Annotated in this window: 21 protein-coding genes and 1 pseudogene; 5 read left to right on the plus strand and 17 right to left on the minus strand. The window is 62.7% G+C overall.

Going from position 1 to position 20807, the window contains the following annotated elements; translation table 11 throughout:
• Positions 1-21: 21 nt before the first annotated feature.
• The 3 genes from B8V81_RS06595 to B8V81_RS06605 all read right to left on the minus strand — a co-directional run bounded on the left by B8V81_RS06595 (position 22) and on the right by B8V81_RS06605 (position 3157).
• Complete coding sequence (locus B8V81_RS06595) at positions 22-861, minus strand: carbohydrate ABC transporter permease (RefSeq protein WP_028599185.1); 840 nt, start codon at positions 859-861, stop codon at positions 22-24.
• Positions 862-1749, minus strand: a complete 888-nt coding sequence (locus B8V81_RS06600; RefSeq protein ID WP_028599186.1) for a carbohydrate ABC transporter permease — start codon at positions 1747-1749, stop codon at positions 862-864. It abuts the gene before it with no gap.
• Between the two features lie 109 nt (positions 1750-1858).
• Entirely contained in the window at positions 1859-3157 is a 1299-nt protein-coding gene (locus B8V81_RS06605; protein WP_028599187.1) for an ABC transporter substrate-binding protein, read from the minus strand.
• 235 nt (positions 3158-3392) lie between these two features.
• Between B8V81_RS06605 and B8V81_RS06610 the strand changes: the two genes are divergently transcribed.
• Positions 3393-3659, plus strand: coding sequence for an AbrB/MazE/SpoVT family DNA-binding domain-containing protein (locus B8V81_RS06610; protein WP_240479028.1), 267 nt, complete (start codon positions 3393-3395; stop codon positions 3657-3659).
• The gene (locus B8V81_RS06615; protein WP_028599189.1) at positions 3656-3991 is read left to right on the plus strand and encodes a type II toxin-antitoxin system PemK/MazF family toxin; all 336 of its coding nucleotides are present in this window, start codon (positions 3656-3658) and stop codon (positions 3989-3991) included. The genes B8V81_RS06610 and B8V81_RS06615 overlap by 4 nt, the downstream gene beginning before the upstream one ends.
• An 82-nt stretch (positions 3992-4073) precedes the next feature.
• Here the strand turns inward: B8V81_RS06615 and B8V81_RS25685 are convergent, their stop codons facing one another.
• The 13 genes and pseudogenes from B8V81_RS25685 to B8V81_RS06675 all read right to left on the minus strand — a co-directional run bounded on the left by B8V81_RS25685 (position 4074) and on the right by B8V81_RS06675 (position 16220).
• Positions 4074-4610 (minus strand): carbohydrate-binding protein, encoded by a 537-nt coding sequence (locus B8V81_RS25685; RefSeq protein ID WP_244912741.1) that lies wholly within the window; start codon positions 4608-4610, stop codon positions 4074-4076.
• Positions 4577-5491 (minus strand): annotated as a pseudogene (locus tag B8V81_RS25690) (glycoside hydrolase family 43 protein); the annotation flags it as partial. The pseudogene B8V81_RS25690 and the gene B8V81_RS25685, both read right to left, overlap by 34 nt.
• A 719-nt stretch (positions 5492-6210) precedes the next feature.
• On the minus strand, positions 6211-6984 hold the full coding sequence (locus tag B8V81_RS06625) for an alpha/beta fold hydrolase (RefSeq protein ID WP_101808011.1): 774 nt from the start codon (positions 6982-6984) through the stop codon (positions 6211-6213).
• 3 nt (positions 6985-6987) lie between these two features.
• On the minus strand, positions 6988-7275 hold the full coding sequence (locus B8V81_RS06630; protein ID WP_028599192.1) for a hypothetical protein: 288 nt from the start codon (positions 7273-7275) through the stop codon (positions 6988-6990).
• A 212-nt stretch (positions 7276-7487) separates the two neighbouring features.
• Complete coding sequence (locus B8V81_RS06635; protein ID WP_028599193.1) at positions 7488-7751, minus strand: DUF3886 domain-containing protein; 264 nt, start codon at positions 7749-7751, stop codon at positions 7488-7490.
• An 84-nt stretch (positions 7752-7835) separates the two neighbouring features.
• A complete protein-coding gene (locus tag B8V81_RS06640) occupies positions 7836-8714 on the minus strand; it encodes a VOC family protein (RefSeq protein ID WP_043111445.1) in 879 nt (292 codons plus the stop codon).
• A 221-nt stretch (positions 8715-8935) separates the two neighbouring features.
• Positions 8936-10753 (minus strand): APC family permease, encoded by a 1818-nt coding sequence (locus tag B8V81_RS06645; protein WP_028599195.1) that lies wholly within the window; start codon positions 10751-10753, stop codon positions 8936-8938.
• A 251-nt stretch (positions 10754-11004) separates the two neighbouring features.
• Entirely contained in the window at positions 11005-11244 is a 240-nt protein-coding gene (locus B8V81_RS06650) for a hypothetical protein (protein WP_028599196.1), read from the minus strand.
• 290 nt (positions 11245-11534) lie between these two features.
• Positions 11535-12620, minus strand: a complete 1086-nt coding sequence (locus B8V81_RS06655; protein WP_052333310.1) for a glycoside hydrolase family 88/105 protein — start codon at positions 12618-12620, stop codon at positions 11535-11537.
• Positions 12621-12744: 124 nt separating this feature from the next.
• A complete protein-coding gene (locus tag B8V81_RS06660) occupies positions 12745-13941 on the minus strand; it encodes a YhgE/Pip domain-containing protein (RefSeq protein ID WP_101808012.1) in 1197 nt (398 codons plus the stop codon).
• Between the two features lie 15 nt (positions 13942-13956).
• A complete protein-coding gene (locus tag B8V81_RS06665; protein ID WP_052333311.1) occupies positions 13957-14604 on the minus strand; it encodes a TetR/AcrR family transcriptional regulator in 648 nt (215 codons plus the stop codon).
• Between the two features lie 150 nt (positions 14605-14754).
• Positions 14755-15645, minus strand: coding sequence for an aminoglycoside phosphotransferase family protein (locus tag B8V81_RS06670; RefSeq protein WP_028599199.1), 891 nt, complete (start codon positions 15643-15645; stop codon positions 14755-14757).
• Positions 15645-16220 carry a Uma2 family endonuclease gene (locus tag B8V81_RS06675; protein WP_028599200.1) on the minus strand — a complete coding sequence of 192 codons (576 nt, stop codon included), beginning with the start codon at positions 16218-16220 and terminating at the stop codon, positions 15645-15647. Before B8V81_RS06675 ends, B8V81_RS06670 begins: the two co-directional genes overlap by 1 nt.
• A 160-nt stretch (positions 16221-16380) precedes the next feature.
• On the opposite strand from B8V81_RS06675, the gene B8V81_RS06680 reads away from it, so the two are divergent.
• Entirely contained in the window at positions 16381-17814 is a 1434-nt protein-coding gene (locus B8V81_RS06680; RefSeq protein ID WP_028599201.1) for a SpoVR family protein, read from the plus strand.
• Positions 17815-17885: 71 nt separating this feature from the next.
• Here the strand turns inward: B8V81_RS06680 and B8V81_RS06685 are convergent, their stop codons facing one another.
• Complete coding sequence (locus B8V81_RS06685) at positions 17886-18380, minus strand: DUF6933 domain-containing protein (RefSeq protein ID WP_028599202.1); 495 nt, start codon at positions 18378-18380, stop codon at positions 17886-17888.
• Between the two features lie 174 nt (positions 18381-18554).
• Between B8V81_RS06685 and B8V81_RS06690 the strand changes: the two genes are divergently transcribed.
• Together B8V81_RS06690 and B8V81_RS06695 are read left to right on the plus strand one after the other, a co-directional pair.
• Positions 18555-20177 carry a stalk domain-containing protein gene (locus B8V81_RS06690; protein ID WP_028599203.1) on the plus strand — a complete coding sequence of 541 codons (1623 nt, stop codon included), beginning with the start codon at positions 18555-18557 and terminating at the stop codon, positions 20175-20177.
• 115 nt (positions 20178-20292) lie between these two features.
• Positions 20293-20775, plus strand: a complete 483-nt coding sequence (locus B8V81_RS06695) for a DinB family protein (protein ID WP_028599204.1) — start codon at positions 20293-20295, stop codon at positions 20773-20775.
• Positions 20776-20807 lie beyond the last annotated feature (32 nt).

Raw genomic sequence — 20807 nt, forward strand, 5'->3', positions numbered from 1 at the left:
TCGTTCTCCTTCTAAGCTGCCTTATTTGACGCCGCTGCTCGTAATCGCGCGGACGAACGACTTCTGCCCGAGGATGAAAATGAGCACGACCGGAAGCGCGGCGACCGTCGTCATCGCCATCAGCTTGCCGTAGCTCTGCGTGTAGCTGCCCGTCGCCATCATCGCGATGCCGGCCGTAATCGTGCGCATCTCCGGCGACGTCGTGGCGTAGAGCGGCCAGACGAAGTCGTTGTAGATGCCCATGAACGTGAAGATGCCGAGCGTCACCAGGATCGGCACGGCCGACGGCATGAGGATGCGGGCGTACAGCTGCCATTTGTTGACGCCGTCGATGCGGCCGGCCTCCTCGATCTCCTTGGGGAACGAGAGGAAGAACTGGTACAGCAGGAACACGCCGAACGCGCCCGCCGTCGCCGGCAGGATGAGCGCAGGATACGTGTTGATGAGGCCGAGCGCGTTGAACTCCATGTACATCGGCAGGAACGTCAGCACGCCCGGAATCATCAGCGAGGCGATGAACATCGGCAGCAGCAGCCGGCGCAGCGGCAGGTCGGTCAGGCGCGCCAGCGCGAAGGCGGCCATCGAGTCGATGACCAGCACGATCGCCGTGCCGATGGCGCCGACGGACAGCGAGTTGGCGATCCAGCGCAGCACCGGCGTGTTCATCAGCTCGCCGCCGAGCCCTTGCCGGAAGTTGTCGAGCGTCGGCTTGCGCGGCAGGAAGTCCATCCGTCCGGACAGCGCCTCGAAGTCGTTCTTGAAGCCGGTCGAGAGCATCCAGATCAGCGGCAGCACCATGACCGCGGCGATGATCGCGGCCAGCAGGAGAAGGATCGCCTGGTTCCGTTTCGAAGTCGTCATCTAAGCCTTCTCCTTTCGGTTGGTGAGCTTGAACTGCACGACGGACACGGCCATGATGAGCAGCGCCATCAGGATCGCCATCGCCGACGCCGAGCCGACGTCCTTGCGCGCGAACGCCTGGTCGAGCACGTTGATGAGCAGCACGCGCGTCGTGTCGCCCGGCCCTCCGCGCGTCAGCAGGAACGGCTGCGCGTAGATGTTGAACGAGGCGATCGTCGAGGTGATCATGACGAACAGCATGACCGGACGGATCGTCGGCAGCGTCACGGAGACGAACTTCGACCAGGCGCCCGCCCCGTCGATCGAGGCCGCCTCGTACTGCTCCTCCGGCACCTCGTTGAGCGCGTTGATGAAAATGATCATGTTGAAGCCGATCGTCCACCAGATCGTCGCTCCGATCAGCGACACCCACGCCCACGGCGTGTCGGTGAGCCACGGAATGCCGGCGAAGCCGAGCCGCGCGAGCAGGCTGTTGATGAAGCCGGCGTTCGTATCGAGCATCATGAGCCAGATGACGGCCATGACCGACGCCGAGAGCGCGTACGGCAGGAAGTAGAACGTGCGGAACAGCCCGCGCACGCGCGCCGGCAGCGCGTTCAGCAGCATGGCCAGGGCGAGCGCGACGAAGATGAGCAGCGGCACCGAGTAGAGGACGAACTGCGCCGTCGTCCACAGGCCGCGGAAAAACAGGCTGTTCTCGTACGTGCCCGGCGTGAGGATGGAGATATAGTTGCTCAGGCCGACGAACGCATGCTCGCTCGAGAGCAGCTCGAAGTCCTGGAGGCTGATGACGACCCCGTACAGGATCGGGAACAGCAGGAACAGGCCGAAGCAGGCCAGATAGGGCAGCACGAACAGGAACGAGGTGAGCCGCGAGGTCCATTTCATGGATGGGTCCTTCCTTTCATGGGCAGCGGGCGGGCGAGAAGGAAAGAAGGACGAGAGAGCGCACAGCCCGCTCTGCCGTCCTTCCGCTTTCGCTTCCCGGCAAGCCGGATTATTTCATCGCCTGGCGGGACTTGGCGACCGCGTCGTCCATCGCCTGCTGGGCCGGCTTCTTGCCGAGGATCGCGTTGCTCAGCTCGCCCCACAGCGGCTCGACGATCGTGCCCCAGTTGAGCACGTTCGGCGCGAACTGCACGTCGGCGAAGCTGCCGGCGACCGTGCTCTGGAACTCCAGCGCCTTGAACTCCGGCGATTCCAGCACCTTGTTGGAAGCGACCGCCTGGCCGGACTCCGCCCAAGCGAGCGAGTCGCCGGAGACGAACTTGAGGAAGTCGCCGATCGCGGCGAGCTTATCCGCATCCGTGACCGCCTTCGGCACGACGAAGCCGTGCGAGCCGGCGTAGACCGCTTTTTTCGCCTTGCCGATCTGCGGCATGACGGCGACGCCGTAGTTCAGGCCGGCTTCGTCGAACTGCGACTTCATCCACGGACCGTTGAACTGGATCGCGTTTTTGCCCTGGAGGAACAGCGTGTTCTCTCCGTCCTGCTGCACGTTGCCCGGGGAGATGCCCTTCTCGACCATATCCCGCAGCCATTGCACCATCTCGACCGCCTCCGGCGAGTTGTACGCCACGTCGGAGCCGTTCCACAGCTCGCCGCCGTTCTGCCAGACAAGCGAAGGGAAGATGAACTGCTGCGGCCACAGCGTCGGCACGACGTAGCCGTACACGCCTTTGTCCTTGTTCGTCAGCTTCTCGACGGCGGCGTCGAACTCGGCGCGGTTCGTCGGCGGAGCGGAGATGCCGGCTTGCTCGAACAGATCCTTGTTGTAGTACATGACGGCCGGGTGGATGTCGAGCGGGATCGTGTACAGCTTGCTGTCGATCGTCGCGTACTTGATCGGCGCCTCGGCGAAGTCCGCGGCGTTGATGCCGGCCTGGGACGCCAGGTCGTCGACCGGCTGCAGCTGGTCCTTGCTCTGGTACGTCGGCACGGAGTCGACGTGCATGATCATCAGGTCGGGCCGCTCCTTGCCGGTGCTGAGCGCGACGTCGAGCTGCTTGTAGTACTCGCCGTTCGGCTGGATGACGAATTTCACCTTGTAGGCGTCCTGCGAGCTGTTGTATTGGTCCACGATCTTTTTCATGAACGGGCCGTCCGAGCCGGAGAAAGGAGACCAGAACAGAATTTCCGTCGCTTTGCCGCTTCCTCCTCCGGAGGACTGATTTTCGGCCGCGCTGCCGCTGCCGTTTCCATTTCCGTTTCCGTTGCCCGAGCAGGCGGTGGCCAGAAGCGGCACCATCAGCGTCATGGCGAGGATCGAGGCTTTTTTCCGGTTGCGTTTGCTCATCCGAGATACTCCCCTTTTATGTCGGTCTTCCACGAGCGAGGCTCGTTGGATAGCCTTATCGTAAGGGAAGGAGACGCTTTGAAAAATGGCGCTTCTACAGATGAAGTGGACATTTTTACAGGTCCTGTCTTCGGAAAGAGGAATCTAAACCCGCTTATATGTATATCCTGTGGATATACAAATTGGGAGGAGGGCGATATAATTGAGCCATCAAATACGAAGGGATAGGGTCCTTATGACGACGGTAACGCTCAGCCGTTGGGGCAACAGCAGCGGCATCCGAATTCCGAACCAGTTTCTCAAGAGGATGAATCTGGTCGAAGGCGCGGAAATGGAAGCCGTGCTGACGGAAGATAATTGCATCTTGCTGCGTCCGCTGAATCAGACGGATGCGAACGAACAATTGCGGGAGCATCTGAACATGCTGCTCTCGAAAATCAAGCCGGATTCCTCGCGGCATGAGGAGATCGACTTGGGAATCGAAGGAGACGAGCTCATTTGACCTTTCCCGCACGCGGCGATCTCGTCTGGCTCGATTTTGATCCGCAGGCAGGCAGAGAGCAGGCAGGCCGCCGCCCCGCCCTTGTCTTGTCGGAAGCTTTGTTCAACGAGCTTACCGGCTTTGCCGTTGTATGTCCCATCACCAATCAAGCCAAAGACTATGCGTTTGAAGTGCCGATTCCGGAAGGCCTGGCGTTTTCCGGAGTTGTCCTGACCGATCAATTCAAGAGCCTTGACGTTCGGAAAAGGAAGATCAAGGTCGTCGGGAACGCGGCGCCGGAATCGGACTTTTTCAAGAGCGTGCTTCAGAATGTCCGCTCCATTTTGGCTTGACCCTCATCTTTCGATGGACTCCGATGGAGTCGTTCCAAAAACAAGACGCTGCGCCGGCATCCCTCGAGGCTGCCGGCTTCGGTCAGAGGCTCGGGAACAGATCCAGGCTGTCGATCTCGGCGTAGTTGCTGACGCGGGTGAAGCGCACCGTGTTCGAGCCGGCGTTCAGATAGACCTTGGCCGTGGACGTCCCCCAGTTGTTCCAGCCGGAGTAGGCGACATAGAAGTTCGAGGCCGCTCCGCCGTTCACCGACAGCCCGTGGATCGCCCACGGCTGGCCGCTCGTGCCGTTGCCGGTGCGCGCTGCGAGCACGTACCAGCCGGCCGCAGGAGCGCTGACCGTGAACTGCACGTAGCTCGCCGCCGTATCGATGTAGCCGACCTTGCGGCCGCCGGAGGCGCTGGCCTCGTTGGTCGCCGCCGCGCCGCCTCCGAGCGCGGCGTTCTCCGCCTCATAGCGCTCGCGGGACGGCTCGCCGGACGGAACGGCGATCGGCGCATTCGGCGCGGCGGGGAGCCGAGGTTCGGCGTATTGTCGGCGTTCCAGCCGAACTTCTGCGCGCGCACCTGGCGCGTCCAGCCGGCGCCCTGCCAGCGGGCGGAGTGGTAGACGATCCAGTCCTCGGCGCCGTCCGGGGACTTGGTGAAGCTGTGGTGGCCGGGGCCGTAGATGCCGTTCGCGCTGGCGAAGATCGGCGTGCTCTTTTTCGTCCAGGACGAAGCGTTCAGCAGGTTCGCGGACGTGCCGGCGGTGATGAGGCCGAGGCAGTAGCCGTCGGTCCAGCTGCCGCTCGCCGAGTAGACGAGGCTGATCGTGCTGCCGCGCACGATGACCTGCGGGCCTTCGTTGACCTGCGGCGTCGTGTTCGTCTCCCAGCTGTACGTCGGCGTGGCGATGCGCGTGCGCGCGCTGCTGATCGTCCACGGGTTGCTCATCTGCGCGATGTACAGATGCTGCTTGTCGTTGACCGTTCCCTCCCAGCCCGACCAGAGGAAGTAGCGGCTGCCGCCGACGGTCAGCACGGTGCCGTCGATCGCCCAGCGGTCGGTCGCGTCGCTGATCTTGCCCTTGAGCGTCCAGCTGCCGGTCATCGGATTGGCGCTGGCGTTCTCCAGGACGTACATGCGATGGTTCTCGTTGCTGCCGTTGTCGGCGGCGAAGTAGACGTACCATTTGCCGTCGAGATAGTGCAGCTCGGGCGCCCATAGGTTGGAGCTGTACATCGTGCCTGCGGGCGGCGTCCAGACGACGGCGCTCTCGCCGGCGTCGATGCCGCTGAGCGTCCTGGAGCGGGACAGCGTGATGTTGCCGCCCGTCGTCTGCGTGTAATAGTAGTAGCCGTCCGTATGCTTGTACATCCATGGATCGGCTCCGTCCTGCTTGATGACGTTGAAGAAGGTCGAGACCGGGGCGGCATGCGCGCGCTCGGCGCCGAGCGGCAGCACCAGCGTGACGGCGAGGAAGCAGGCGAGGGCCATCAGGGCGAGGCGTTTGATCATGATCGATTCCTCCTTGGGATGGTCGCATATGCGAGATGCGCCAAGCCCAGTCTACTCGGTTCAGGGAAGCGCTTCCAGGACATCCTTTTGCAGATGCCGGACGTATTTCTAGATCGTGGAATGGAAATGGCCGCAAATGGGCAAGCCGACCGGCTCTAGACGGAATCGGCATCGTCCATCTGGAACGATTCAGCGGCGGCTCGAGCGGCCGAAGCAATTCTCTTGCCGAAGCCAGGGAGCTGACGACGAATCAGATCGTTAGCAGGTTGAAATGACGCCATTTCCATGCCTAACGACGCGTGGCGGGCTTAGCCGTTAAAAAGACGAAAAAAATGAGCGAAATGGGGGCGTCGGAGCGGTTTAAGCGTATGACGCGTCGTTAGTCGATCATGAAGGCGGAATATGGGGCTCTAAGCGCACCAGGGATCGTTGCCGCGGAATGCCGTCAGCCGGCAGCAGTTCAAGCTGCTCATTGGCATTATTCCGGCTGCTTGCCGGCAGCAGTTCAGCTGCTCGTTGGCATCATTCCGGCTGCTGGCTTGCAAGCCAGCACGGAGACGACAAGCGAACCGGCCAGGCCGCAACGAAGCTTCTCCGCCAGGCGAGCCGCGCCGTCAAGAAAATGATGCAACGCAAACGAGACGAAGCCGCTTCCTGCGGCTTCGTCTCGTTTGCTGCTTCCATTCCTCTGCGCCATGCGCCTTGCGGGAGGACCGCTTTCACGGCAGGCTTTCCAGCCACGCGGCCATCGCTTCGGCGGTGTGACGCGCCTGCGCGCCTGCAGGGAGAGTCGACTTGCCGTCGCCCCGCTGCTCGCCGTAAGCGCCGAAGCCGGCATGATTGCCGCCCTCGATCGGCACGTACGCCGTGTCCGGCGGCAGCCAGCGCTTCGCCTGGCCCCAATCGCCGCGGTCCATCACCTCGTCGTTCGTCGCGAACACGGACAGAGCCTTCAGGCCGCTTCCGTTCAGGTCGCCCTTGGGGTCGGGGTAGGAGGCGAGGAAAAACACGCCCGCCAGCCGGTCCGGATGCTCCGCCGCATATCGGGCCGCCATCACGCCGCCGAGGGAATGGCCGCCGATGACAAAGCTCCCGTCCCGGGCCGAGTCCAGCACCCCGTCGGCGCGGCTCCCTCCCAGCACGGCGAGGTCGAGCGGCATGCGGATGAGATAGGCCGGGTAGCCTCGGCGGGAGAGCTCAAGCGCCAGCGGCGCGTAGCTGCGCTCATCGACAAGCGCTCCGGGATACAGCAGGACGGACGGGCTCTTGCGATCGCCCGTCGGGACAAAGGCGATGAAGGAGTCGGTTTGCTCGACCTCGACGTCGGCTGCCCGCAGCGCTTCCTCGGCCTCGGCAGCGGGACCGTAGCTCAGCGCCTTCAGCGCGATCAGTCCGGCCGCAGCCAGCAGGAGCAGCGAGGCGCCGATCCACATCGCCGCCTTGGTGCTGCGCCGGCGCTTCGGGCGGGACTGGGAGTTGGCAATTTCGCTCATCGTCTAGACCTGCAGCGAGCCGGCCGTCTCCGCGCCGCCGATCGAGCAGGCGAGGATCGCCGCATCGAGCAGCTCCAGCTCGCCGGCGAGCGCCGCGCGCTTGCGCTCGAACTGCTGCAGATGCAGCACCCCCGTCTCGTCCTCCGGGTAGCGCTCGACATATTGGCGCATCTCGGCCAGCGTCAGCTCAAGCTCCTCCAGCTCCCCCGGCCCCGCCTGGCTGGCGGCAAAGCCTTGGCTCAGCCGATCGTCCTGCATCCTGTATTCGTTCATCATCATCATGGAATTCATCGTTGTCGTACCTCCTGATTTCTCGCGTTCGTTTCGGTCCGGATGGGCTCGTTTCGCTCCGAGCCGGGCAGCCCTCGCTGCCGTCCGCTTCCTTTATTACCACCGCGAGTCCGAGTGAAACAACGAAAAGGCCCTCCCTTATGGAAGGGAAGGGCCTTGCCGGAAAGGAAAGGGTCCATCCGCCGCAGAGCATGCGGAAAAAGGGCTCGATTCTACTTGAATTTCTTCCAGTCCATGCTGCTGTTCTCAAGCAGATACTCCATGCTGCTCTCGTTGCGCTTCTGCTCGGCCTTGCGCGCTTCTTCGGCGCGACGGCGCTCTTCCTCGCGGACGCGCTCCTGCTCCGCGCGCATGTCTCCCGCCTGGTTCTTCAGGCGGTCGACGAGCTCCGCCGGCAGCAGATCCTTCAGCGTCGCCGGCTTCGCCGCCGCTTCCGGACGCGGCTCCGGCGCGCGGCCCCGATTCTTTTTGGCCATATTGCGGCATCCTCCCCTCGCGTCTAGCTTGCTCGCAGGCGATTATACCACAGCGCGCCCCTCCCGGCATCTGCCGCGCTCGGCTCAGCCGATCGACAGGCGCAGCGTGATGCCGGAAGGATCGACGACCTCAAGGCCGCCCTCCGCCTCGCGAACGTCGACGCCGCCTGCCCGCAGCCGGTCCGCCGCCGCCTGGCGCGCCGCCTCGTCCGGGAACAGGATCGTGGCGAACTTCAGGCCGACGGCGTTCTCCGGCGGATGCTTGGCGCCTCGTCCGGCCCAGATGTTGAGCCCGATATGATGGTGATAGCCGCCGGCGGAAATGAACAGCGCCCCCATCGACTGCCAGCCGTCGACGATCAGATCGAAGCCGAGCAGGCCGCAGTAGAACTGGCGGGCCGCCTCCAGCTCCGCCACATGGAAGTGGACATGGCCGATGACCGTGCCGTCCGGCAGCCCTTCCCACGGCTGGCCCTCCGCCAGCGCGAGCAAGCCCTCGACGTCGACCGGATCGGTGCCCATCCGCACATGGCCGCTCTCGTCGTACGTCCACTCGCTGCGCGGACGGTCGCGGTAGATCTCGATGCCGTTGCCGTCAGGATCGGTGATGTACAGCGCCTCGCTCACCCAGTGGTCGCCCTGGCCGATGTGGATGCCCGCCTCGGCCATGTTGCGAAGCACGAGCCCGAGCGACCGGCGATCCGGCACGAGCACCGCGAAATGATACAGTCCGGCCGCCGAGCGGCGGTCGACCGCCGCGGCATCCGGCCTTTCCTCCAGCTCCAGCAGCGCCTCGTCCGAGCCGGCATGGCCCAGCGCGGCCTCGCCGCCGCTGCGGCTCAGTACGCGGAAGCCGAGGATGTCGCGATAATAGGCGATGGAACGGTCCAGGTCGCGGATCTTGAGCCGGACCTTGCCGATGCGGACGGCGGGATCGATCGAGCCCTGCAAAGGATTATTCATCATGGATGCACCTCATTAGTTACTTATTTTTAGTTAGTATAATACATAAAGTAAATAGATGCAATCGTCAGCGGATCCGATTCGTTCCCATGAAAAAGGGACGCTGCGAGCAGCGCCCGCCTCGTCCCTTTTCGGCTCTTCCCTATCGTATCCATTTCGAGCGGCTTCATTCAAAGTCGAGCCGGCCGCAGGAGATCGGAGCGGAGCGCTCTTGTCTCTCGTCAATGCTTCAAATGATAAGGGACCGTCGCGATGACGATGTCCTTGCGGTTGAACAGATACGTCCGCAGCAGCAGGCCGGTCTGATTGTGCAGGATGTGCTGCCACCAGTGCTTCGTCACGAACTGCGGGATGAGGATCGTAATATGGTCGGTCTCCGCCGTCTTCCACTCGACCGTGTCGATGAACTTGAGCAGCGGCCGCGTGATGCTGCGGTAGCTGGAGCGCAGCACGATCAGGCGAACGCCCGGGTTCCACTCCGCCCACTTGGCCTCCATCCGCTCGATGGAGTCGTCGTCGAAGCCGACGTAGACGGCGACGACGTTGTCCGTGAGCGACTTGGCGTAGCCGATCGAGTTGCTCACGACGCGCGTGATGCCGGCGACCGGCACGACGACCGTGCTGCCTTTGATGACCGGCTTGTCGGCGGCGAGGTCGATGCGCAGCTCGTCGGCGACTTTGACGTAGTGGCGATGGATGCGCAGGAACAGCCACATGACGACCGGCAGGAAGACGAACACCATCCACACCTGGGAGAACTTCGTGAAGATGAAGATGAGCGTAATGCCCAGCGTCGTCAGCATGCCGACCGTATTGATCGCGAGCTTGCCTCCCCAGCCCTTGGGCCGCAGCCGCACCCAGCGCACCATCATGCCGAGCTGCGACAGCGTGAACGGGATGAACACGCCGACGGCGTACAGCGGGATCAAGTTCTCCGTATCGCCGCCGAACAGCACGACGAGCACGATCGAGAACGCGGCGAGGAATAGAATGCCGTTGGAAAAGCCGAGCCGGTCGCCGCGCACCATGAACGCATGCGGCATGTATTTGTCCTTGGCCAGCATGAACGCCAGCAGCGGGAACGCCGAATACGCCGTATTGGCCGCCAGGAACAGGATGAGCGCCGTCACGCCCTGGATGAAATAGTACAGGAAGCCGCGGCCGAACGTCGAGGCGGCGATCTGCGACACGACCGTCTCGTTGTGGCTCGGCGTGATGCCGTACCAATACGCCAGCACGCTGATGCCGAGGAACATGCCGCCGAGGATGAGGCCCATCATGACGAGCGTCGCGGCGGCGTTGCGCTCGGCCGGCTGCTTGAAGTTCGGAATGGCGTTGGACACCGCCTCGACCCCGGTCAGCGCCGAGCAGCCGGAGCTGAACGCCTTGAGCAGCAGGAACAGGCTGACGTTGCTGACGGCCGTGCCGAGCTCCGGAATGTCGGGATGGGCTCCGCCGGTCAGGTAGCGGATGACGCCGGAGACGATAAGCACGAAGATGGATACGACGAACAGATAGATCGGAATCGCGAGCACCGAGGCCGACTCGGTGACGCCGCGCAGGTTCATGAGCGTGAGGAACAGGATGACGACCGTCGCGATCAGCACTCGGTGGTCGTGCAGCGACGGGAACGCCGACGTGATCGCATCGGTGCCGGCGGAGGCGCTGACCGCGACGGTAAGGATGTAGTCGATCAGCAGCGAGCCGCCGGCCAGCAGGCCGGTCGTCGTGCCAAGGTTGTTCTTGGCCACGACATAGGCGCCGCCGCCCATCGGATAGGCGAAGATCGTCTGGCGATACGACAGGATGAGGATCAGCAGCAGGCCGAGCACCGCGATCGAGATCGGGATGCTGTACCAGACCGCGGCGAAGCCGGCGACCATCAAGGCGATCAGGATCTGCTCCGTGCCGTAGGCGACGGAGGACAAAGCGTCCGAGGACAGGATGGCGAGCGCCTTAAGCCGCCCCAGCTTCTCTCCTTCGAGCTCCTTGCTTTTCATCGGCCGGCCGATCAGCAGCCGTTTCATTCGGTTTGCCATCATGCTTGCTTTCCCCTTTGCGCGCGCTGCGCCTTGACATGGTTGAGTGCTGGCGGCCCCGTCTGCGCCGGAGCCATGATGTATCTTACACCCGGCCCTTATCGCTGTAAATAAACATTTACACCTAAGCTTCTTGCTTCTCTCCTTTCAACCGAAAACCATCCTTCCGAAACGCAATTCGAGCCGTCCCGTTCGGCCTGAACGCGCCGAAGAGCCCTTGCAGCCGGCAAGAGCTCTTCGGCGGAGGCGGCTCAATGACTGGACTTGTCGTCCTTCTCGTTGCCGTGCTTGAAGTTTCCGGTCAGCTTGGCCATGACGAGCTGCGTTCCTTTATGGTCCTGGCCTGCAATCGCGCTCAAGAACCTGTCGCTTGCCTTGCCGGCGAGAGTCTTTACATGTTTGCCATTCCAATAGAGGAATATCCCGTTGTTTTTGGTGCGCTTATAGGTAAATATTTCTTCGTTCAGACGGCCGCGCTTGTCGATTGCCATGTCGTTCCTGCTCCTTTATTCTGCATCTCCCTCCATCATAGAGGCGCGTCTCTTCCCCCGCGAGGCCCGATTCGGCTTAACCTGTTTTCCACCGGCAGTTTCATTTGTAAACGAGATGTAACGGGATTGAGATTTTTTCTTCAGGTTGGTTTAAGATTCGATGCTTAAAATGAACACATGACCCCCCTTTGAATAGAGCATCATCTTGGGCTCGCCGGCTGCCACCGGCGGGCCGCTTTTTTTCCCCGCAAGCAAAAACGCCGGCGGGATCCGCCGACGCTGTTGTCCTTCTATTCCGTTGCGCTTGCCGCCTCTTCTTCCGCCGGCCCGGCCGCTGCGGCTTCATTCCGCTTTGCCGCCCGCTGGATGACGGACGAGAGGAGCGCGAGCGCCAGTCCCTGGCCCCAGCCCTGCGCCCACTTGCGGTCGATCTGAAGATAAGCGTCGACGTCGTTCATGACGGCGGTGCCGCCCGACACGTTTCGGACCCGCCCGTTGTCGGCGATATTCGCCAGCACGCCGTCGAGAGCCTTTTGAACGTACTTCGTATGAAGCGGGTTGCCCTGCTGGACCATCGCCGCGGCGATGCCCGCTGTCGCCGACACCTCGCCGTACGCATCCGGGCAGTCCAGCACCGTCCCCCACAGGCCGTCGTCCTTCTGAAGCTTCTTGAGCGCTGCGAGCTGGTCGCGCAACGAGCTCCAGATATGCATCATCGGCGGATACAGGTAGCCCTCCGGCACCTCGCCGGCGGCTCGGGACATCGTATAGGCCGCCCAGGCGTTCGCGCGCGCCCAGTGGATGCCGGACATATGGTTCTGGTGGACGTGGGTGTAGCCGTGGTACCAGAGGCCGTTGTCCTCGTCCTGCAAGTAGTTGATGTGCCACAGGAACTGATGCAGCCCGTCATGGATCAGCCGCTTCTCGTTCAGCTTGACGCCGACGCGCAGCATGAAGTACGCCGCCATGAACAGCGTATCCGCCCAGCACTGCTCCGGAAAGTCGTTTTTGGACGACACGGTATGCTGCAGCACCCGGTCGCCGAACCGCAGCGCGCGATTTTCCAAATAATCGATCTTGCTCAGGATGATGTCGAGGTATTTCTGATCCTTCGTCTCCTCGTACAGAGTGAGCAGCATATGCCCCATGGCGCAGGTGTTCACCGTCCAGCCGGGCAGGCCGACCTCGATATACTCGTCGACCCAGCGGATCATCCGCTCCAGATACGTCTTGTCGCCCGTCGCCTCGTATGCCCGGCTGACGCCGTAAAACGCGACGCCGCCCGGCCAGTCCCAGGTCAGATCCATCCCGAACGTATAGTCGACCACCCGATCCGCCACCTGGTTCAGCCGGTCCGCGGAAGCCAGTATGTTCATCCGTCCAAGCCCTCCATTTCCTGAAAAGCATGCGGACATTCGGCCTGCTCCGTCCGCATGCTGTCGTTTGTAATGGATTATAACGGCTTCACGAGCGGGATGACATACAGATATCCGACTTGTTTCAGCGAAAAGCAGAGTCTTGGCGGCGGCGCTTCTCGGCTGCGCCGGACTTGAGAGCCGAAGCGAGCGTGACGGCGGCTCCGCCCGCTCCGATCCAGGTCAGCGCGGCGACGGCATGATTCCAGCTCAGTCCTTTGCCAAAGAAGAACAGCTCCCGAAGTCCGTCGACCATAAACCGCATCGGCAGCCAAGGATGGATCCAGTCCCGGTAGAACGGCGACATCATCTCCGGAGCCAGAGCGAGCAGCGGAGCGCCGAAGAACAGCATCAGCGCGAACACGGCGATGCCCTTGAGCCCCAGCCAGGACACCACGGCCGTGATGAGCAGGAAAAAGCTGAAGAAGGCAAGCGCGAGGAACAAAGCCGTATCGACGAACTGCGGAATCGCAAGCCCGATCATAGCCTCCGCGATCCAGGCGAAGCCGAAGCCGACGAGCAGCGCCACGACGGCTCCCGCGCCGATGTGGACGAGCTTCGTCGCGAGCGACCGCTTGCGATCGGAGGCCGCGGATTTGCCGAATGCCAGGAACAGGACGGCGGAGCAGGCCATGCTCGCCATCCAGAGAGGCTGGAACAGCGAGATCGGCGCGTTGCCGTTTGCGCTTTTCGTGCCGATCTCGTTGACGTTCGTCACCTTCTTGGCGATCGGAACGGCCAGCGCGGCCGCCTGGTCGGGCGACAGCGTCGCTCCCTGGGCTTGGAACGCATCCAGCACCTGCGCGCGGATCTTCTCGCTCAACGTATCGACGACGCCGTTCAGCACTTGGCCGGCCGCGGTAGCCGCCGCCGCGTTCAAGCCCTGATTGAGGTAGATCCGAAGCTCCGGCGACGAGGGAGACGGAGTCCGCAGCGAAGCCTGCTTGGCGCTGAAATCCTGCGGGATGACGAGCGCGGCATAATAGTCCTTGTCGTTCAGGCCTTGCCGCGCCGCGTCCTCATCCTTCACGACGACCCACTCGACAGCCGGCTCCTCGCCGGGGGCCGTCGGCGCTTGCCGGATCGTCTCGACGATCGTCTCGCCCATATTGAGCTTCGGCTGGCCGGAGATCTCGACTCCCTGATCCTCGTTGACGACGGCGATCGGCAGCTGCCGAGGCTTGACCTGCACGCTCGGGAACAGCGTGAGCGAGAATACGAATACGATCAGCAGCGCGATGACCGGCGCGAGCAGGACGAGCTTTTTTTCTTTGGCTTGCATGTCAGGATCCTCCCTTTAGATAGACGATGGATTTCCAATTCCGCGGAGCAGGAAGCGGACCGCTTCCTCGATCTCCTCGTCCTCGATGACGTCCTGGTTCAGGAGCACGAGGCGCGAAGCGAAAAATCCGCCGACGAACGTGAACAGATTTTTGAGCAGCATAGCTGGAGGCAGTTCAATGAGCTCCCCCCGCTGCTGGAACAGCTCGATGACCGGAATGAGCCGGGAAGCCGCGACATCGGCCAGATAGGGCAGGATGTCGTTTTTGAGCTCTTCCTTGTAGATCAGCTCCTTGATCAGGACGCGGAGGATGTCCTTGTTCTCCAGCGCGAAATCGACCCGGTTGCGGATGAACGCCCGCAGGAACCCTTCGAGCGACGAGTTGGTGCGGACGATGCTTCCAATGACCTCTTCCGCCATGACCGGAAAGATTTCCTTGACGCGAGGGACGAGCAGATGAAGCAGCAGCTTCTCCTTCGTCCCGTATTGCTTGAAGATGCTCGCCTCCGACACCTCGGCCGCTTTTGCGATTTCCGCCGTCGAGGTATTGGAATAGCCCTTTTCGGCGAACAATTGAATGGCCGCCTCGACGATCCGCTCCTGCTTGACCGTCAGCTTGGATGCGCCGGAGAGCAGGATTTCCTGGAACAGGTTGCTGGTCAACCTCCGTTCACCTCATTCTTCCCGATTCAAAAGTAAGTACTTACTCACTGGGTTATATCACTCCGCTGCGCAACGGTCAAGAGCGCTCGGCGCCGGATGCCGGCCCCGAACGCTGTCCCCCTCCTATCGGCCCGGATAGCCGACGATCCGTCAGCTCCGCCGGCCGCGATGCTCCGCCGCGATCTCATCGATTACGCGCCTGCCCCATTCGGACAGCTCCGAGCCTTTTTCATGCCACTCGTAGGTGATGAGCGCCTTCCAGAGCGCCCAGCCGCGGGCGCGGTCGATCACGCCCTCGTCGGCGGCCATGCGCCCCAGGAACACGGCTCTGCTTGGGGCATCAAAAAAATTCCATGCCATCACCAAATCGCTGGACCGGTCGCCGACGCCCATCGTGCCGAAGTCGATGACGCCGCTCAGGCGGCCGCCGCTCGCCAGCAGGTTGCCGACCGCGACGTCTCCATGCAGCCAGACCGGCTGGCCGGAGAACGGCGCCGCCAGCGCCCTCTCCCAGACCTCAGTCAGCAGCGCGGCATCGAACGGAGCGCCCGGCCTCGCCAGCACGGAGCGGGCATCGTCTTCATAAACCGCGAGATCGCCGCCGCGATGAAAATTCTGCTCGCCTGCCGGCACGCCGTCCGTCGCGTCGATGGCCTCCAGCTCCAGCAGGAAAGCGGCAAGATCCTCGGCGAACTCGATTTTATCGCGAATCGCGGCACGGGAGACCGGCTCGCCGGCCAGCCAGCGATTGACCGACCAGGGCAGCGGATACTCCTCATCCGGCTCGCCCTTGGCGACGGGCACGGTGATCGGCAGCGTCAGATGCGGCTGAAAGACGGGGAGCCATTTCTGCTCCTTTTCCACGGCGGATGCGTAGCGCTCATGGCTCGGCAGGCGGACGGCCAGCTCCGGACCGAGGCGGAACGTGCGGTTGTCATGGCCGCTCTCGTCGACCGGACGCACCTCCAGACGGCTCCACTGGGGGAACTGGCGGGCGATCAGCCTCTGGACGAGGTCGGAGGTGATGCCGATCGTCCCCATCAGGCATCCGCCTCCAAGCGGAACAGCTCTTCCAGCTGGACTTGAAACCCTTCGAATACAAAGGAGGGCACGCTGCCCTTATCCATATACAGCTCCTTGACCTTGTACTCGCCATCTGCCAGCGCAAACACATGGACGGCACGGTTGCCTGGGTCTACGATCCAATATTCGGCGACGCCATATTTTTGGTACAGCTCGAATTTCTCATTGAAGTCCTTGAGGGCGGTGGACGGCGACAAGACCTCGATGACCAGCGTCGGGGCTCCATGACAGCCCTTTTTCCCGATCTGATCCTTGGCGCATACGACGGAGAGATCCGGCTGCACCACATGATCGGGCGAGCGGTAATCACCGCTTTCGCTGAGAAAGACATCGAAGGGAGCGACGAAGACTTGGCAGCTTCTGCGCTGGAAGTAAGCTCGCAAAGCGAAATGGAGCTCTCCGACGACGGACTGATGGAGCGGTGTAGGGGCGGGAGACATGCTGTACGCCTTCCCGTTGATCCATTCCCAGTTTCCTTCCCATGTCTGCCAGTCCTGGTAGCTGTAGACGGCTTTTTCGTCCGGAAATGACATCGGTCTCTCCTCCTTCGAGTTCCTGCATCCTCGGATCGTTCTAGGGAAAGTATACCCCATCTCTTCAGGGACTGCACTTGCCCCCATCCCTCATAGTCCCGTCCACCGTCGCATAGATTGGGTATGAACCTCAACTTTCGCACGGAGGGATGGAACGGACATGACTCAGGACGAGATCCGCCAGCTGGAGCGGGCGATCGACGAGATCACGGAGATCGCGGCCGGCTTCGGCCTTGACTTTTACCCGATGCGCTACGAGATCTGCCCCGCGGACATCATCTATACGTTCGGCGCCTACGGCATGCCGACCCGCTTCTCGCACTGGAGCTTCGGCAAGTCCTTCAACAAAATGAAGCTGCAATACGATCTCGGCCTCAGCAAGATCTATGAGCTGGTCATCAACTCCAACCCCTGCTACGCCTTCCTGCTCGACGGCAACTCGCTCATCCAGAACAAGCTCATCGTCGCGCATGTGCTCGCCCACTGCGACTTTTTCAAAAACAACGCCCGCTTCCGCAATACGAACCGCGACATGGTGGAGAGCATGTCCGCTACGGCCGAGCGCGTGACGCAGTACGAGATGCTGTACGGCACGGAGACGGTCGAGGCGTTCATCGACTCGGTGCTCGCCATCCAGGAGCATATCGATCCCGCGCTCGTGAAGCCGCGCCAGCTCGACAAGTCGCTGCAGGGCGAGTTCCTGCGCCGGGAAGCCGAGGAAGCCGAAGCGCCGCCCGCGGGCGCCTACGACGACCTCTGGTCGCTCGACGAGGACGATGCCGGCGACCAGGACGTGCAGCCGGACCCCCACCGCTTCCCCCGCCAGCCGGAGAAGGATCTCGTCTGGTTCATCGAGGAGCACAGTCCGACGATGCAGGACTGGCAGCGCGACATCATGAGCATGCTGCGCGAGGAGATGCTGTATTTCTGGCCGCAGATGGAGACCAAGATCATGAACGAGGGCTGGGCCTCCTACTGGCATCAGCGCATCATCCGCGAGATGGACCTGACGAGCGAGGAGACGATCGAGTTCGCCAAGCTCAACTCCTCCGTCGTCATCCCCGGACGCGGCAGCCTCAATCCGTACTACCTGGGGCTGAAGATCTTCGAGGACATCGAGAAGCGCTGGGATGAGCCGAGCGAGGACGACCGGCGCCGCTTCGGCTACAAGCCGGGACGCGGCCGCGAGAAGATCTTCGAGGTGCGCGAGCTCGATTCCGACATCTCGTTCCTCCGCAACTACCTGACCAAGCAGCTCGTCGAGGACATGGACCTGTACATTTTCGAGAAGAAGGGCCCGGAGTGGAAAATCACCGACAAGACGTGGAAAAACGTCCGCGAGCAGCTCGTCGTCTCCCGCATCAACGGCGGCTTCCCCGTGCTCGAGGTGCTGAACGGGGACTTCAACCGCGTCGGCGAGCTGTACCTCGGGCACAAGTACGAGGGCGTCGAGCTCGACCTCAAGTACGTCGAGCGCACCTTGCCGCATGTCGTCAACCTCTGGGGCAAGGCGGTCCATCTGGAGACGGTCGTCGAGGACAAAAAAATCGTCTTCAGCTGCGACGGCAAAAAGACGAGCCGGAAATTCATCTGAATCGGAAGCGAAAGCAAGCCGCCCCGCGCGAACGGGACGGCTTGCTTGTCTGAGCAGGGAAACTCCGGACGTCAGCCGCCCGCTCTTGCTTTCATGTTCAGCCACAGCGCTTTCTGGAAAGCTTCGATCGGCCGGTCGTAGTTCAGCGGCTTTCGGATGATGCGGTTATGATAGCCGATGCGGTCAAGCGGATGGGCAAAATCATCCCGCTGGAAGAAGGAGATTTCCGTCATCGTGCCGATGACGCTGCGGCTGTTCGTTTTTGCGATGGAGAAAGTCGTGGCTTCTTCCAGGTAGAGGCTTACCGCCCGCTCCTCCAGCTTTTGCTGCAGCAGGTACTCCCGCAGCGTCTGCACGAAGGCGCTTTGCAGCTTGTCGAGCTGGCCGGCGCGGATGCCCTCGAGAAAAAGGCAGAGCAGCGTCTCGTCATTGACGAGCAGGATCTGCTTGCGGTTGTTCAGCTTGATGATGTTCGCATGCCAGCTGTACAGGCCGTCCGCCGCCTGCTCGTCCGGCTTTGCCTTCATGTCCTTCAGCAGCGACTGGGTCATTCGCAGCGTAATCATGCTTCCGTCCTCATTTCCGTTCGGCGGTTCCGATTTTACTTTCCACTATACGGCCAGCACCGCCGGCTCGTCCATCCTTCAGCCGCCATTCCTTGAAAAAAGCATTGACAAGCATTGCCGAATAGCTGTAGCATCATCCTTGTTCGTAATTTTTACATATAGGAGAGGGTTGGATTGAACAAGCTGTCCGCATTCGCGCTTTCGCTGAGCGCGCTTGCTCTATTGCTGCCTGCATCCGGCGCCATGGCGCACGGGACGGTAGAACGCATTTCGGAAAGCACCTCAGCCGAAGCCCGGCTGTTCGTGGCTGACGGCCAGAATGGCGATCTCGTCACGATCGATCTGCCGAGCGGCAAGACGGTCTCGCGGCTGTCCACGCCGGCCTCGATCATGAGCCTGAGCCTGGCGCCGGACGCCCGCCATCTGTTCGTCACGCGCGGCCGCGACACGGACAAGGATTACGTCACCGTCGTGAACACCGGCTTCGATCCGGCGACCGGCGCCGCCCGTCCTCCGATCGTCTCACGCACGTTCGAGGGCTACTCGCCCGACAGCTCGCATCCCGTGGCCGGCTTGCCGACGATCGCCAACGAATCCAAAGCGGAGCTGCTGCTGCTCAGCGGCGATCTCGACTCGCTGGACGGCGTGAGCGTACGCAAGCTCGCGCTGGCGGGCAACGCCCATTACCACTATGCCGAGGCGGGCGGCCTGCTCTACGTCGGCCATCTGCAGCAAGGCTTCGTCCAGGTGCTCGACCTCGAGAGCGGCCAGGAAAAGACGCGCATCCCCGGCTGCCCGGTGCTGCACGGAATCGCCGAGGACGAGCCGAGCGGCCGCCTGCTGTTCGGCTGCCAGAACGGCACGCTGGTCGTCGGCACGCAGGGCGCGGAGACGGCGAAGGCCGTCGCGCGCATCGACTATCCGGAGAAGCAGCGCGTCGCCGCTTTCCTGGAGGGCAAGGACCGCGTGTTCTGGGGCTACACGGAAGGCACGCTGCCGCTGCTGTACAAGCTGGACGCCAGCCGCCAGCCCTATGCGTATGAGACGGTCGCGATCGAGCCGTCGATCCGCCAGGCGGTGTCCTCGGATCAGGCGTACCTGCTGAGCCTGCGCCGATCCGGCATGCTGGAGATCCGCGACTCGGCCAGCGGCAGCCTGCTGCGCGCGACGGCGATCGGCAAAGGCTGGAGCGCCGACTTCCATGAGCATGTCGACAAGGCGGTGCTGCCGGATATCGCCACGAGCGCGCGCTACGCCTATGTCAGCCTGCCCGGCGAGGGACGGATCGCCCAGGTCGAGCTGGCCTCCGGCAAGCTCGTCCGCTACCTGGAGGTCGGCGGCGAGCCGACCCGGCTGGAGCTGCTGGAGAAAAAGGGCGGCGACGATGCGCCGTCCGCCTCCGAGCCGTCCGCTTCTCCAGCGGCAGCGGAGCCGGCGCTGAAGCGCGGCGATAAATCCGTGCCGCTGGCGGCCGCTCCGCTGATGCAGGACGATCATGCCTGGCTGCCTTTGCGCAGCACGGCCGCAGCGTTCGGCCTGCGCGTGCAGTGGCAAGCCGGCGCCGGCATCGCGGTGAGCGGGGAGGGCCTGTCCGTGCAGCTGACGATCGGCGGCCGGACGGCGAAGGCAGGCGGCAAGGCGGCGGAGCTGCATGCTCCGATCCGGCTCGTCGGCGGCTCCGCCTACATCCAGGAGCATGATCTGGAAAGCCTGCTCGGCATCCAGCTGCTCGGCGCGGGCGGCCATGCCCACGGCGAAGGGCATGAGCATGGCGAGGAGCATGACCACGCGCATTAAGCGCATAGCCTGATCGGGACGACGACGCGACATTTTCTCCCCGATTTTTACACGACTGGAGGAATTCGGCCCTCTGATGCCAAAGTAGTCGTGGAAAAAGGAGGAGGAATGAGCGATGCAGACCCGGCATGAAGTGTTGTTCAACCAGCTTGAAGCGTATCGAAGCGAGCTGCTCGAACTCGCCGAGGCGGCAGGCGAGGACGCCGCCGACCGGATCCCGGACGGATTCGCCAACAACATCCGCTGGAATCTCGGACATGTGTTCACGGACCAGTACCTGTGGATCCGGGCGCTGACGAAGGAGGAGGTCCCCCTGCCGCCAGGCTTCCCCGCTTGGTTCGGATACGGCACGAACCCGAGCCTTTTCACGGCCGAGACCCCCTCGTACGGCCAGCTGCTGGAGCTGCTGCGGCAGCAGCCGCTGCAGCTGAGGGAGCGGTACGGCGATCGGCTCGAGGAGAGCTATCCGCCGACGGAGATGGGGATGCATACGATCGAGCAAGTGCTTGTGCGCACGATCTTTCACGAAGGACTGCATATCGGAGCCGTCCAGGCGATCCGCCGCCAGCTGAACCGGCAAGCGGCCAACGCCGGCTGAACAAAAAATCCAAGGCTTATGAGAGCCTTGGA

Origin of the sequence: Paenibacillus pasadenensis (assembly GCF_002864175.1) — a bacterium.
Classification (GTDB): Bacteria; Bacillota; Bacilli; order Paenibacillales; family Paenibacillaceae; genus Paenibacillus_O; species Paenibacillus_O pasadenensis.

Bases quoted from the DNA above. Each gene is read 5' to 3' on its own strand.
- B8V81_RS06595 (WP_028599185.1), bottom strand. From the start codon at position 861: ATGACGACTTCGAAACGGAACCAGGCGATCCTTCTCCTGCTGGCCGCG.
- B8V81_RS06600 (WP_028599186.1), bottom strand. From the start codon at position 1,749: ATGAAATGGACCTCGCGGCTCACCTCGTTCCTGTTCGTGCTGCCCTAT.
- B8V81_RS06605 (WP_028599187.1), bottom strand. From the start codon at position 3,157: ATGAGCAAACGCAACCGGAAAAAAGCCTCGATCCTCGCCATGACGCTG.
- B8V81_RS06610 (WP_240479028.1), top strand. From the start codon at position 3,393: ATGACGACGGTAACGCTCAGCCGTTGGGGCAACAGCAGCGGCATCCGA.
- B8V81_RS06625 (WP_101808011.1), bottom strand. From the start codon at position 6,984: ATGAGCGAAATTGCCAACTCCCAGTCCCGCCCGAAGCGCCGGCGCAGC.
- B8V81_RS06630 (WP_028599192.1), bottom strand. From the start codon at position 7,275: ATGAATTCCATGATGATGATGAACGAATACAGGATGCAGGACGATCGG.
- B8V81_RS06635 (WP_028599193.1), bottom strand. From the start codon at position 7,751: ATGGCCAAAAAGAATCGGGGCCGCGCGCCGGAGCCGCGTCCGGAAGCG.
- B8V81_RS06640 (WP_043111445.1), bottom strand. From the start codon at position 8,714: ATGAATAATCCTTTGCAGGGCTCGATCGATCCCGCCGTCCGCATCGGC.
- B8V81_RS06645 (WP_028599195.1), bottom strand. From the start codon at position 10,753: ATGGCAAACCGAATGAAACGGCTGCTGATCGGCCGGCCGATGAAAAGC.
- B8V81_RS06650 (WP_028599196.1), bottom strand. From the start codon at position 11,244: ATGGCAATCGACAAGCGCGGCCGTCTGAACGAAGAAATATTTACCTAT.
- B8V81_RS06655 (WP_052333310.1), bottom strand. From the start codon at position 12,620: ATGAACATACTGGCTTCCGCGGACCGGCTGAACCAGGTGGCGGATCGG.
- B8V81_RS06660 (WP_101808012.1), bottom strand. From the start codon at position 13,941: ATGCAAGCCAAAGAAAAAAAGCTCGTCCTGCTCGCGCCGGTCATCGCG.
- B8V81_RS06670 (WP_028599199.1), bottom strand. From the start codon at position 15,645: ATGGGGACGATCGGCATCACCTCCGACCTCGTCCAGAGGCTGATCGCC.
- B8V81_RS06675 (WP_028599200.1), bottom strand. From the start codon at position 16,220: ATGTCATTTCCGGACGAAAAAGCCGTCTACAGCTACCAGGACTGGCAG.
- B8V81_RS06680 (WP_028599201.1), top strand. From the start codon at position 16,381: ATGACTCAGGACGAGATCCGCCAGCTGGAGCGGGCGATCGACGAGATC.
- B8V81_RS06685 (WP_028599202.1), bottom strand. From the start codon at position 18,380: ATGATTACGCTGCGAATGACCCAGTCGCTGCTGAAGGACATGAAGGCA.
- B8V81_RS06695 (WP_028599204.1), top strand. From the start codon at position 20,293: ATGCAGACCCGGCATGAAGTGTTGTTCAACCAGCTTGAAGCGTATCGA.